We start from the raw sequence: 12249 nt of genomic DNA on the forward strand, positions 1-12249 counted from the left end.
AGATTCTAAGATTCTAAGGTTTTTTCCCAGCTTGTTAAGTTGGAATTTAAGACTTAATTATCCTAAAACGTCCCGGATATTTAAGCCACAGGCTTTTTTTGTTGCCATAATAATCCATAAAATCTTCGCAAACAAATACGGCATGTGCTGTAGACCAGGCCACAACCCCACAAAATTCACTTCCTGATTGACGTTTTAATTTTTGAATTTGTTTGCCTTTTTCAAAGCCCAGGTATTTATAAATAGTAGGAGTATAGACTTCACCATCTTCCAGATCTTCCAAAGCTTTTTCAAAAGTTTCCTTCTTATCCGTTATTTGTCTGTATTTTGCCATTACTGCATAAGTTAGAATGGCGTATTCTGTGATTTTCTCGCTCTCTGGGTTATCTTTGATATAGACAAAATCTGCAGAAAATTTAGCTTTATCCAATTCCTCTTTTTTTAAATTAAAAGAAGCATTATTTTTTAATGTTATTTTATATACACTATCGCTTACTGTGTCAGTTATAAAAAGGTTGTCCAATCCATAAACATTTAAAGAAGCTTTAATAAAAGCAATTGATGAGCAGTTTGTTCGTTCTCCTTGTTTAAAGCTTTCAAATATTTGATCCGAGCTTAGTTGTGCATAAGAATTGGAACAAATAAACATGAAAAATAAAAATGTCGAAGTAATAAATTTCATTGTCTTAAATTTTATAATTGTTTCCGTACTTTAATATGATGTAGTTTTGCAAATCTATAAAAATCAACCAATAATTGACGTCTTTATCTTTTACTTTTTTGCATTTTATAAAGGATTTTTCGAAGTTAACCTTTTGAATGATTAATGAACATTCTTTTGAGCATGATATTTTGAGGAATTTGTTTAAAAGTTGTAAAGAAACATAAAACTCTCTATTGAATTGATTAACAAAATATAGAAAACTAAAAATGGGATTTCCAATCCTTATTAAAGATTTGAAATCCCACTTTATAGCTCCAAAAAAAATAATACTATTTATAGTTTCGCTTTTGAGAAATTATAATTAATGACAAAAATTATTCAATGGCAATTTTACCACTAAAAAAAGTTTTGGCACCGCGTATTTATACCTGTTTTTTGTGTTTTGAAGATAAAGCCTCAGATGATTAACAAAGAAATAAGTAACTAATTTGGTTCAGAGTTCTTTAAATAGATTATTTTGCGAATGTATTGCAGTAGATTTTCTTTTTCTACCGAAAAGACAGCTTTTTCATCTTCTGTACTTAGATACAAATCGGCAATACTTTCGGCATCCATATTTTTGAGTAGATATTGATGTTCGATATATTTTATGAGATTGTCTATAAAAAGCTCTTGCAGTTTTCCTTTTTCTATAGTCTCAGGATCTCCATTTTTTATTTTTTCTATTTCAGATTCCGGTAAATCGATCGTGAGATAAGTCGTGTCTACGGCTACTTTTGAGAGTAATTCTTCGGTAACTTTTCCAGATGCATCGCAATAGGCACAGGGACCGGGCGCCCATTTTAATTGTTTATTTAAGCGTCGTATATCTTCCGGACCAACGAATCCTTTTCCCAGACATCTTGGGCATTCTAAATCTGAATTTTTAAACAGGAAATTAAAAAAGGTCATTATTCTAATATTTGGGGGGTTAGAGTTTAATAGCGGTGCGAAGATAATTATTTATGTAAGAAATTTATTTTAAAGTTGATTGTTTTTTTGAACAGAAGGGTTTGTATGGCACTTTTGAGACTGAAAAAAAAGTAAAAGGAACAAGGTTCTAAAGAAGTAAAGAAATTCATATAATGGTGATTACGTAAGGATTTTACGAAAACTATGGAAAATTTTTGATGATTATTATGGTAAATTTGAGCTAACATTTATTTGTTAATAAAATGTTTCAATTAAAATTTAAATCAAAGCTGAAATGGAAAATATACAAACTACAAAAACCCAAAATTTCTTTAGAATATTCTTAGGAATCTTCATGATAGCGGCCGCTTTTGGCCACTTTACTTTCCAGAGAACCGATTTTCAGGCACAGGTACCAAATTGGGTTCCAATGGATAAAGATCTGGTTGTGATACTTTCCGGAATTGTAGAAATAGCTTTAGGTCTTGGTATGTTGTTTCTAAAAAAGTACAGAGTATACGTAGGGATCGCGCTGGCTATATTTTATGTATTGGTTTTTCCGGGCAATATCGCACAATACTTAAACGGAACATCTGCTTTTGGTCTTGATACAGATCAGGCTCGTTTGATTCGATTGTTCTTTCAGCCTATTCTGATTTTGTGGGCTTTGTGGTCTACTGGTGCGATTGATTATTTTAAGATTCTAAGGGACAAAGGTTCTAAGTAACTAAGATTTTTTTAAGGTTTAGTGGCAAAAGTTTGGAATTTGGAATTTTTTAATTTGGTTTTTATTTTTTTATAATCACAATAAAAATACTAATCTGGCATGAGCCATTTCTATTAGCCTACCTTACCAAAAAAAGATGGCAATAGAGGAGAAGGTTAAGCAGGTTGAAGCATTATTTGATCGTCTTGAAATTGAAATAACCGCTTTTAAATCAGAGACCCATTTGTATTGCAATGCGGGTTGCGGCAAATGTTGTTCTACTTCTAATATAGACGCATCGCCTTTAGAATTTTTGCCTTGGGCATTTCATTTATTTCTGAATGGAAAAGCAGAAGAGACATTGGTTGAATTAAAAAATAATGAGGTAAAAAATTGTCATTTATACCGTTCGATTTCCATATTAGAATATCAAAAAGGAAGTTGCAGCAATTATCGTTATCGTGGTTTGGTCTGTCGTCTTTTTGGTTATGCGGCAAATACCGATAAATTCGGAAAATTGCGAATGGCTACTTGTAAAATAATAAAAGAACAACAAACTGAAAATTTCACCAAAGCAGAAGAACTTATAAATAAGAAAATATATGTTCCTATTTTCTCTGATTATTACATGCGACTGGCACAAATTGATCTTAGAATGGGAGTTATCTTAATCCCTATAAATGAAGCCTTAAAAATGGCGATCGAAGAGGTGTTGTCGTATTATGCTTATCGACCTTTTCCGGATGGATTGGGGAATATTGCTTAGATGTTAAATTTAGGAAATAGTATGATAAAAATTGAAATTCCAGGCAACATCGCTTAATCTTTTTATAAGATGCTGAATTAAGGCTTACAGATTTTTTCAACAAAACCGTTGATCCTATAAGTATGGCAAAGACGATTCTGCATCTATATTATTTAGTAACGCTAAGTTTAATGAGAGAAAATGAAACCTTTAAACTAGATATGATCAATCTCGAAAATAGTTTTTATTGGCTCAATCAATTAGCCGAAGTTTTAAATCCTTATCTAGATGTTGAGTAAGATTTGAATAAAATAGAAAGCCACTTTTAAGTGGCTTTTTTGGTGATGTGTTTGTCTACATATCTGTGATTTGGTTCAAACAGAGAAAAATAAAGTTGAATATTTAGAGAAATTATTTAAATGAAATTAATCTTTATCATATTCTAAGTTAATAAAGAATGTTCCGTATATTTTATGAGCTCTTAGGTAATATTTTGCTATTCCTTTTGAATTTGTAAAGTTTGTTTATGAAAGTCTCCAGTTTGCATTTTTATAGACGAACCATATTGTTTAGCCATTCATTACCATAATCTTCTGTTGCAGTCATATATGACCCCCAGATTTATAAAATAGATAATAACTGTTTTTATGGCTTACAATGAATAAAAATATTTGTATTCACTTCTTGTGTACTTGCAATTAGTGATGAGATAAACCATAGTATCTGAATTGTTTCACTTCTTTCTCTAAATGATGTGCCTTGTTTTAATAAATTTAGGTTTGCTGTTAGAGAAGCTTTTGAAATAAAATTGATTACAAGGTGAACTTCGCCATGGAAATTTGGGCTATTAATTGCTAATTTGTATTCCTCTATTGCATGGTCTATATTATTTCCTTTGCGTAACCTAGAAATTAATGTTTCGGTACCTGTAGTGCTAATATAATTAGAGTTCCATATGTTTCTTTTACTTAATAGTTGAAAATCTTGTGGACTCACATTCCCTAAATTTTTTTGTGCTTGGCCAACAATATCTTGAAAAGCTGATGCAGAAAATTGTTTTGTACTGAATTTTGAATGTATTAGGGTTATCTTGCTTTGATTTATTCCAATGTGATCAGCCCATTCTTTTCCTAAATCATCACAAATAAAATAAGTAAAGTCGTGTAAGAAGAAGGTTTCTACAAAATTAAATATACTTTGATTTTCAAAATTTCCTTGATTAATTGTAAAATTTCCTTTTTCACTTGTAACATTTGCTAATTCAGGATGAGGAATAAAAATTTTAATAAAATGATCAATATTTCCTAAAAGGCGATTATCTTTAAATAATTTGCGATTGCTATATGCTAAATCAATATTTTCAAAGTTGATTACATATCCACCAGAATAATTTATGTAATCCACTAGAGTAATTTGTGTACCATTCTCTTTTTCTAAAATTATTTTTTTTAATTTTTGAGATTTAATAAAAATTGTTTTCTCATTAAACTTCAGTTGAAGATCATCTACAGTTTTATTATTAATTAGATATTTGTCATTGTGTTCTATAACATTAGATAACCGTTCAAACTTAGATAAATGTTTAAATAAATTAATATTTCGTTCAATTACCTCTCCATCATCATATATATATTCTACAAATGATCTATTAATATGACCGCTTTCAAAATCGTTGTACAGTTTACTAAAGACAAATAAAACAGAAATTGGAATAATTGAATCCTTTAAACTTTCATAATCTTGAGGTTCTGCGAAAACAGATAAAAATGTATCCTTGTTTGTGTGTGAAATTATCTGATCGACAAGTTTCTTTGTCCAAAGGCAGAATTGTTTAATACTGTTTTTTCTACCAAGTTTATTTATTCGAGATGAATTAAGGCTTAATGATATTTTTTCTTCATTATTACTTACTCTTAGTGAGTTAAGCATATAGTTGTTGGCACCTAATGCTGAAAAGTTTTCTCGAAGATCAAGAGCCTCTAAACTTTTTTCTCTCATTGCTTTATCGGAAACATTTAAATTTTTCAAATTAAATTTTTCAAGCATAGTTTCTTCTGTGACAAATAATGTTGAAAGTACAGAATAGTCGAGAGCATTGAATTGCTTTACAAAATCGTTGATTTTTGATATGTTTTTTCGGCTGATTATTATGTGATCGCCAATTTCCACAATCATTAGATATGCTAATTTTGTCTCAATCCAGCCTTCAACATTTTCATCAATAAAAGTTGGTTTGGAATTAAATTTAAATGCACAAAAAGAATATGATAAAGTAATGCCATCTACATTCAATGATTCTTTAACTTTTTTTAAAAGATAATTTCCACTTTTTACTGTCGATATTTCTTTAAAAACTTGTTCGATTTTTGTATTTGTGATTCGAATTTTGTTTTCGTTTGTGAAAAAGTAAGCATTTTCATTAATGATTATATTGTCTAATTTTTGTTCTTCTGTCATAGTTTTATATCTATAAAGTAATTGCCTAATTAACTTAAAAAACAAATTTCAATATTCTGTTATTGTTTGTTTTACGGAAAACCATAAACCCATAAAAATATTTATTATTAAACAAGTATACCACTAAATAAATTCCAACCAACAAGTACTTATACGCGTTTTTGTAGAAGGGTTTAGGTCTTATCATGAAGTGTTTAATATTTTGGGGTAAAATTTCACGTATCGAGGTGTAAAGTTTTAGGTCATTAACCTAAACGCTTAGGTATTTAACCTAAAATTTTGGCGTATAGAGTCTAAAGTTTTAAGTGAGTAACCTATAAATTTCATGGCAGCATTTAAACACTTCATGATAACACCTAAACAGAAGATTGTTGAGAATAAAATAAAAAAAACTCCAGAAATTTTACTTTCCAGAGGTTTCGGTTTAGTGGAACATTTTATTTTATACAGCAGGATCTTCTATGTTTCTAGATGAAGAAGATCGCGGGAAAAACTGCGCCAGCTTGCGTAAACTTAAATTGCTATGTTAGGATGAAAATTGTCTTATCTGGTTTATTGTGTTGAATGAGTTTTTTAAATTTAATAATTTAAACATGTTATCAAATTGATTATTCTTTCAACTTCGACTGGTATTTTTCAGGCATTCCCCAGCTGTATTTTGAAAGGATCATGCCATAAGTAGTTTTCCAGTTTTGAATATTGCCGTTTGATAATTGATTTCTGTTTTTGTTTAAATATATCGCTATATCATAAACCATGTGATATCCATTATAGCTGTTTTCGCTTTTAACAAAAGAAAAAATTGCGTTGTCGATGTCTTTATTTAATAAATAGGCAAATCCTTCATCTTCAAATTGTTTTGCAAGGCCAAGGTTTTTGCTGGTTGATTTAATAAATTTAAGAGATCCAATTTTTTTAATGGTAGAATATCCACTTAGAGACACCTGAGGAACTACTAAAGGGGCATTTATAATATTCTCTTTCTCTTGTACTTTTACTTCCAAAGTTTGAATTTCCTTTTTTTGTGCATCTGATAGTTGAGCAGTATCTATCTTTTGTAGCTCAGTAAGTTTTTTATCTTCTGCATTTTTTTCTGATATAAATTTATTATATTCCTTATCTACATCTTCAAAATATTGTTTCCACCCATCTTTTAATTTTGTAGATGGAGTAACATTAGCAAAAAACTGTGCTAACATTCTCTTTTTTACAGGACTTTCGTTTAAAACAATTAGTTCTGTAGCATACCTGTCATATTGTGATATTTCATCCATACCAACAGCTCTGTCTTTAAAACCCCAATTGATGATTATAGTTATAATGACAACAGTGAAAGTGCCAAGAACCCATTTTAAAAAGTTCATTTTCATTTTGTACTTTTCAAATTCAATATCAGTTGTTTCCGGTAAAATTGGTTCAGAAACAGTTGATACGGGTGCTTCAAAAACGATGTCTCTATCACCGTTAGATTGGGGAGTGTTTGTAGGTTCGTCTGCCATGATTTCTGTTTTTTTGAAGGTTAATTTAGATTGGTAGAATCTTACATTGTCTATTTTTTGGGATCAGTATTGAAGTTGTTGTTAGATTCTATACCCCAATTGATACCTATAATTGATACCAAATTGTCTTTTTGTTCAAAGTTTTTACCAAAACCTCCCGTGAGAGTTATTGTATCGCTGAACTTATATTTGATGGAGCCAACCGATCTATAGTTATCAGAACCCTTATCTCTGTGTATATACTCATAACCAAATGTTAGTTTATGATATTCGAGTTCTATTTTTGTACCGATATCAAAATAATCAGTATGGATATATGTATTAGTATTTGTATCTAAATAAGCGTTGTCTTTTAAATATCTTCCATAAGCGTAAAAACTTAGATATTCCTTATTATCATCACTAAGTAATTTAAGATTAAGGTTTGCAGTACTCCAGATACCAAATTTACCTGTTCCTCCATCAGAGTAATTATTATTAGGATAAAACATACTGTAAGCAACTGCAGCGTCGAGTGTGAATAATGGTTTAGGAATATCGTCTTGGAGGATATTTAAATTAGCAGCAAAATTTTTTCTAAACGTATCTGCTTTAATGTAATAATTGTTTAAGTTTTTTTCAAATTCATCAGAAGCCTTTTTGTAACTTTGATAACGCTCAATTATTTGCCAAAGTGTTTCTGTCCGATCCCCTTTTTTTCTTATTTTTATGAGTTGATCTTTAGTGATACCGGCTTTTATAAGAAAAGCATTTAACTCAGGAGATAAGCCATCATGAATGGAAAAGTTATTAATCAAGCTAAAATCTTCTTCTTTTAAATCAAAAATTGTTATATTACCTCCTAAATCAATATTTTTTAATGATTGATAATCATCAATATCATCTTTTGTTGAAGAATATTTTGTTATTTCTTCAAATAAATATTCTAAATCAGTAAAACTTTTAGAGTATGAACCTTTATTGGCGACAATTCGAATAAAATTGGTTCTAGCTCCAATAGAAAGATAATTTGTGCTATCCTTTTTTACTTTTGCAAACGAAATGGATAAATCTTTGTAGATTGATTTAAACCAACCTTGGTGTTCAAATATATTATCTTTAGCATTCCATTTGACATTGTAGAAATCATAAAAATTTTTCCTAGGAGTTAGAATCATGTAAGGGTTAATTTCAAGGCCAAAATTATTATTAATATTATTCATTATTGTTGTTGTCAATGCTTGAATATTTTTTGGAGTTTCAATATTAGCTGTAGTTTGATCTAATAATGTTAAAGCCGGAGCATTTGGCATTTCTAAATTTTTAATTTGAATACTTCCATCTGTATTTTGTGCAAAAAATGACGTAGGTGCTAACATTACAAAAAGTAATCTAAGGTTTTTAAATAATGTTTTCATGAGATTTGTATTGTTTTATATATTATCGCAGTTCTTGACATCATACGAACTATTACATCATCATTATTCATTGTATATGTTTCAGTGGTATTAGGGTTTTGGTTTAATAGATAATCAATTTCAATTTCTCTTAAAATAAATTCTTTTGTATCCGTATTTCCTATTAGGGTTGTAGGTAAATCATATATAGTTGTTATAAAACGTAATTGATTACCTTTAAAAGTGTTTGCTCTACCAATATTATTCCATTGAAAATTACCGTTTTGGTCTAAATCAATGTTACCGTTTTCGTGGGGATCAGAGTGAGCAACTGCAGGTTTAATTGTTCTTTCATCAATTATTAGATAAACCGCTGTAGTAGCCTTATATATGCTACTAAGTTTTACTTGAATAAATAATGATTTATTTGCATCCTGAATATTAAAATTTTCCATAATTCTTATAATTAAAATGTGTTACCTACTCTAATTCTCTCTTTTCGGTTTACGAGTTTTTTTATTTGGATTGAATATTTTTTGTTAACATTTCTTCAACAATATTAGCAGTTTTTCAACAATTACTACCAAGTATTTATACGGTTTTTTATTACAAATTATAAAATAAAAAAGCCCAACCATCTAAAGTTGAGCTTTTTGTAAAATTATGGTTAACGAATCTTTACCTAAAGAAACTATCTAATAAAATCTGATATTTTCTACCTACAGGAATAATTTCGTTATTGCACATCGTTAAAGATTTGAAAGTAACAGAAGTAATTTTGGCAACATTTACAATAAACGAACGATGCACCTGAACAAAGTTATTGCTGTCAATTTCAGAGGCAATGCTTGAAAGCGAACCGTAAACAATTAAAGGTAAATTTAGTTTGGCGCTATAGAGTTTCATATAGTTGCCAAGACTTTCGATGTAAATTATATCCGTTAAAGGAATGTTCATCATTTGTCCGTTTACACGAATAGAAAGTACTTTTTCGCAGGAGCTGTCTTCTTTTTTTATGCTGTTTCCAGAGGAATAAATTTTGGCTTTTTCGATTGCTTTAGAGAATTTATCGAACGAAATAGGTTTTAGTAAATAATCTATTGCATCGTTTTGATATGCCGAAAGAGCAAAATCAGAATAAGCTGTTGTAACAATCGTTAACGGTCTTTTGGGTTGTAATTCCATCAATTCAACCCCTGAAATTACGGGCATATTAATATCCAGAAAAATAATATCGTAAGTGTTTTCGTTGAGTAATTTTATGGCTTCCATTCCATTAAAAGCGCTTCCGGAATGTTCCAGATCGTCAAATTTTGAGATATGTGATGCAAGTGCCTTGTGTGCCGGCGATTCATCATCTATGATAAGACAGCGGTAGGTAAGTGCCATATGTTTAATTTTACGATAAAGGTATTCTTTTCTTTCCTGCAGTTCAATTCATGTTTTAAACCGTAAACTTCAAGGCGTCTTTTTAGGTTTTCAATTCCAATTCCGGTGCCTGAAATTCGCGATCCGGATTCCAGATAACTATTTTTTATAATAAAGGACAAACCGTTGCATTTTACCTTTAAATCAATATTAATAAAAGGTTCAGCAGTTTCTGCCGAAAACTTAACGGCATTTTCTACCAAAGGCAAAAAGAACAATGGCGGAATATCAATACTGTCAAAATTGCCTTCAAATTTTTGGGTTATCGCCAGTCTTTCATTTCTAAACGTATAATATTCCATATACTTTTTAATAAACGCAATTTCTTCATCCAATAAAACATAATCTTTTTTGGTGGCTTCAATCTGATAACGAAGCATGTCAGAGAGATTCAAAATTCTGTCCGGAACTTTATCAGGTTCAGCCAGCGATTCTCCATATAGATTATTCATCGCATTGAGCAAAAAATGCGGATTAAGCTGTTGTTTTAAAAACAAAAGTTCAGACTTGAAATTCATGATATCCTTGTCTGTATCCATGATTTTTTTGGTGATCACAACATGAATAAAATAAAAAAACATTCCGTTGATAATAAGCGATAATATTTGAAGTGTCTTGAAGTTTCCTAAACCCATAAGAGGGAAAAACCAATTCATAAAAAAGTAAAAACAAGTCCAGTAAATGACAAAAAGTGTAAAGAAGATTTTAGCCTTTTTTTTGAATAAAAAAGGTTTGATGATAAAAAGATTGAAAATAGTAATCCATACTATACAAGGAAAATAACCTACTGCTATTTTACTCATCATATACGACCAAGTGTGGCCATCTAGTCTTAACTCGTCATACACACAGGCTAAAATCACCAAAAATATAAAGGTGTGTACGATGAGATTTCGAAGAAAAAAGTTCTGATAAATTTTAAGCATTGTCATAACGGCAAAATTAGGCTAATATTATAGTTTATACCTATTTGCGTTGTAAAAATTATACGAACGCCATTGGTATAAATGTTACGCCGTTTGTATAAATATGCTATTATTAAAGAAGCTTGTCATTTACATTTGCTCAGGATTTCGATCTTCAAAAACAATCTTAATTAATACCACTTTATATGAAAAAAAGAATCATCTCTGTTCTATTCGTATGTACATCATTGCACACGATGGCTCAGGAAAAAAATCAGCCCATGCAAACGGTGGTAAAAGTGATTACAGATAAATTTCCGACAACGAGAATTCTGGATGTGCAATACGAACAATTAGGACCAACAAATTATGATTCGGAATTGTTTGGAAATCGTTTTGAAAGAGGCAGAATCGAAAGTCATAACCGATTAAAAGTAGCTTTCAATATGCCATTTTATGTATCAGAATCTAAAAGGCTTATTTTAACCGGATCGCTGCGTTACAAATATGAAACATACGGTTTTGGAGATATTTACAACTACACTTCAAACACAAATTATACAAGAGAAAAAGAGGATTTTCATTTTATGGCGGCAGCAATGAGTGCAACTTATATGTCGACACTTTTTAAAAAACCGATTATTTATAATGGAACCGCCACAGTTGATGGAAATGAAGATGGTGTACAGCGTGTAAAAGGATTTGTAACCGCAAGTCTGGTTTTGAAACGAACCGCAAATACCACAATTACAGCAGGTGTTTTGGCGATGATAGATCCTTCGGCAATTATTCCGATCACGCCGTTACTTACTTATAATCACAAGTTTACAGATTCAAAATGGGATATTGATTTTATTTTACCGCAAAGATTACTGTTTAGAAGAGAATTGCTTGAAAACGGAAGAATTTCCTTAGGTACTGAATTAAACTCTGAAAGTTTTTACTTAAATTTGAATACCTCAAATTTGAAGGGGATTTATGAGTTGAATCAGTTGGAGTTAAAATCCGGAATTACTTATGAATACTGCATTACACCCAAGGTAATCACTTTCGTAAAAGCCGGAGTTAATAATGTATTAAGTACGCGAATTACCGAAAAGGGTGAGCGCACAAACAAATACGTTTATGACCACAGCGAAGACACGCAGGGATATTTTAGATTCGGAATATCATACAATCCTTTTTAATCGAAATTCATGATTTATTATAATTTAAAATAAATAATTATGACAGTTGAGGTTTTTAAAACAAATGTTCAGAAAGAGGCAGATAAAAATTATGTTATTGCCGTGATCCAAAGTCAGTTTCCAAACTATAAAATCAATTTTGATTTAGAAGACTGCGATAAGATATTAAGGGTTGAAGGTGTTGAACTTGAACCTAAAAATATTATAGACTATGTAAATTGTCTGGGATATATTTGTGTAGCTTTAGAATAATAAAAAAATAGATTTGATTAGAAAAAAGGGTAAAAACACCCGTTTTTTTCTACCGGATAATCAATAATTTTGGCGAAAT

The 12249-nt window shown here is 30.2% G+C and carries 13 protein-coding genes; 5 read left to right on the forward strand and 8 right to left on the reverse strand.

The window, feature by feature from the left end; translation table 11 throughout:
- Positions 1 to 46: 46 nt before the first annotated feature.
- Positions 47 to 682, reverse strand: a complete 636-nt coding sequence (locus AC4FQ3_RS13225) for a hypothetical protein (RefSeq protein ID WP_491182136.1) — start codon at positions 680 to 682, stop codon at positions 47 to 49.
- 465 nt (positions 683 to 1147) lie between these two features.
- Positions 1148 to 1615, reverse strand: coding sequence for a hypothetical protein (locus AC4FQ3_RS13230; RefSeq protein WP_491182137.1), 468 nt, complete (start codon positions 1613 to 1615; stop codon positions 1148 to 1150).
- A 295-nt stretch (positions 1616 to 1910) separates the two neighbouring features.
- Here AC4FQ3_RS13230 and AC4FQ3_RS13235 point away from each other — a divergent pair, with 295 nt between their 5' ends.
- The 3 genes from AC4FQ3_RS13235 to AC4FQ3_RS13245 all read left to right on the forward strand — a co-directional run bounded on the left by AC4FQ3_RS13235 (position 1911) and on the right by AC4FQ3_RS13245 (position 3365).
- Positions 1911 to 2342 carry a DoxX family protein gene (locus AC4FQ3_RS13235; protein ID WP_491182138.1) on the forward strand — a complete coding sequence of 144 codons (432 nt, stop codon included), beginning with the start codon at positions 1911 to 1913 and terminating at the stop codon, positions 2340 to 2342.
- A 136-nt stretch (positions 2343 to 2478) separates the two neighbouring features.
- Positions 2479 to 3087 carry a YkgJ family cysteine cluster protein gene (locus tag AC4FQ3_RS13240; RefSeq protein WP_491182139.1) on the forward strand — a complete coding sequence of 203 codons (609 nt, stop codon included), beginning with the start codon at positions 2479 to 2481 and terminating at the stop codon, positions 3085 to 3087.
- 122 nt (positions 3088 to 3209) lie between these two features.
- A complete protein-coding gene (locus AC4FQ3_RS13245) occupies positions 3210 to 3365 on the forward strand; it encodes a hypothetical protein (protein WP_491182140.1) in 156 nt (51 codons plus the stop codon).
- Positions 3366 to 3711: 346 nt separating this feature from the next.
- Here AC4FQ3_RS13245 and AC4FQ3_RS13250 read toward each other — a convergent pair whose 3' ends face one another.
- From AC4FQ3_RS13250 to AC4FQ3_RS13275, 6 genes are all read right to left on the reverse strand, one after another.
- Positions 3712 to 5523, reverse strand: a complete 1812-nt coding sequence (locus AC4FQ3_RS13250) for a hypothetical protein (RefSeq protein ID WP_491182141.1) — start codon at positions 5521 to 5523, stop codon at positions 3712 to 3714.
- A 608-nt stretch (positions 5524 to 6131) separates the two neighbouring features.
- On the reverse strand, positions 6132 to 7022 hold the full coding sequence (locus tag AC4FQ3_RS13255; protein WP_491182142.1) for a hypothetical protein: 891 nt from the start codon (positions 7020 to 7022) through the stop codon (positions 6132 to 6134).
- A 50-nt stretch (positions 7023 to 7072) separates the two neighbouring features.
- On the reverse strand, positions 7073 to 8419 hold the full coding sequence (locus AC4FQ3_RS13260; RefSeq protein ID WP_491182143.1) for a hypothetical protein: 1347 nt from the start codon (positions 8417 to 8419) through the stop codon (positions 7073 to 7075).
- Complete coding sequence (locus AC4FQ3_RS13265; RefSeq protein WP_491182144.1) at positions 8416 to 8853, reverse strand: hypothetical protein; 438 nt, start codon at positions 8851 to 8853, stop codon at positions 8416 to 8418. The genes AC4FQ3_RS13260 and AC4FQ3_RS13265 overlap by 4 nt, the downstream gene beginning before the upstream one ends.
- A gap of 223 nt (positions 8854 to 9076) precedes the next feature.
- On the reverse strand, positions 9077 to 9787 hold the full coding sequence (locus tag AC4FQ3_RS13270) for a LytR/AlgR family response regulator transcription factor (protein ID WP_491182145.1): 711 nt from the start codon (positions 9785 to 9787) through the stop codon (positions 9077 to 9079).
- On the reverse strand, positions 9757 to 10632 hold the full coding sequence (locus AC4FQ3_RS13275; RefSeq protein WP_491182146.1) for a sensor histidine kinase: 876 nt from the start codon (positions 10630 to 10632) through the stop codon (positions 9757 to 9759). Before AC4FQ3_RS13275 ends, AC4FQ3_RS13270 begins: the two co-directional genes overlap by 31 nt.
- A 305-nt stretch (positions 10633 to 10937) precedes the next feature.
- On the opposite strand from AC4FQ3_RS13275, the gene AC4FQ3_RS13280 reads away from it, so the two are divergent.
- The gene (locus AC4FQ3_RS13280) at positions 10938 to 11918 is read left to right on the forward strand and encodes a DUF6268 family outer membrane beta-barrel protein (RefSeq protein WP_491182147.1); all 981 of its coding nucleotides are present in this window, start codon (positions 10938 to 10940) and stop codon (positions 11916 to 11918) included.
- A gap of 39 nt (positions 11919 to 11957) precedes the next feature.
- Positions 11958 to 12170, forward strand: coding sequence for a hypothetical protein (locus tag AC4FQ3_RS13285; RefSeq protein ID WP_491182148.1), 213 nt, complete (start codon positions 11958 to 11960; stop codon positions 12168 to 12170).
- Positions 12171 to 12249 lie beyond the last annotated feature (79 nt).

This window comes from Flavobacterium sp. AK-345, assembly GCF_058310175.1.

Coding starts and splice junctions, on each gene's coding strand:
- AC4FQ3_RS13255 (WP_491182142.1), bottom strand. CDS start 7,022: ATGGCAGACGAACCTACAAACACTCCCCAATCTAACGGTGATAGAGAC.
- AC4FQ3_RS13235 (WP_491182138.1), top strand. CDS start 1,911: ATGGAAAATATACAAACTACAAAAACCCAAAATTTCTTTAGAATATTC.
- AC4FQ3_RS13285 (WP_491182148.1), top strand. CDS start 11,958: ATGACAGTTGAGGTTTTTAAAACAAATGTTCAGAAAGAGGCAGATAAA.
- AC4FQ3_RS13250 (WP_491182141.1), bottom strand. CDS start 5,523: ATGACAGAAGAACAAAAATTAGACAATATAATCATTAATGAAAATGCT.
- AC4FQ3_RS13280 (WP_491182147.1), top strand. CDS start 10,938: ATGAAAAAAAGAATCATCTCTGTTCTATTCGTATGTACATCATTGCAC.
- AC4FQ3_RS13260 (WP_491182143.1), bottom strand. CDS start 8,419: ATGAAAACATTATTTAAAAACCTTAGATTACTTTTTGTAATGTTAGCA.
- AC4FQ3_RS13275 (WP_491182146.1), bottom strand. CDS start 10,632: ATGATGAGTAAAATAGCAGTAGGTTATTTTCCTTGTATAGTATGGATT.
- AC4FQ3_RS13230 (WP_491182137.1), bottom strand. CDS start 1,615: ATGACCTTTTTTAATTTCCTGTTTAAAAATTCAGATTTAGAATGCCCA.
- AC4FQ3_RS13225 (WP_491182136.1), bottom strand. CDS start 682: ATGAAATTTATTACTTCGACATTTTTATTTTTCATGTTTATTTGTTCC.
- AC4FQ3_RS13270 (WP_491182145.1), bottom strand. CDS start 9,787: ATGGCACTTACCTACCGCTGTCTTATCATAGATGATGAATCGCCGGCA.
- AC4FQ3_RS13245 (WP_491182140.1), top strand. CDS start 3,210: ATGGCAAAGACGATTCTGCATCTATATTATTTAGTAACGCTAAGTTTA.
- AC4FQ3_RS13240 (WP_491182139.1), top strand. CDS start 2,479: ATGGCAATAGAGGAGAAGGTTAAGCAGGTTGAAGCATTATTTGATCGT.
- AC4FQ3_RS13265 (WP_491182144.1), bottom strand. CDS start 8,853: ATGGAAAATTTTAATATTCAGGATGCAAATAAATCATTATTTATTCAA.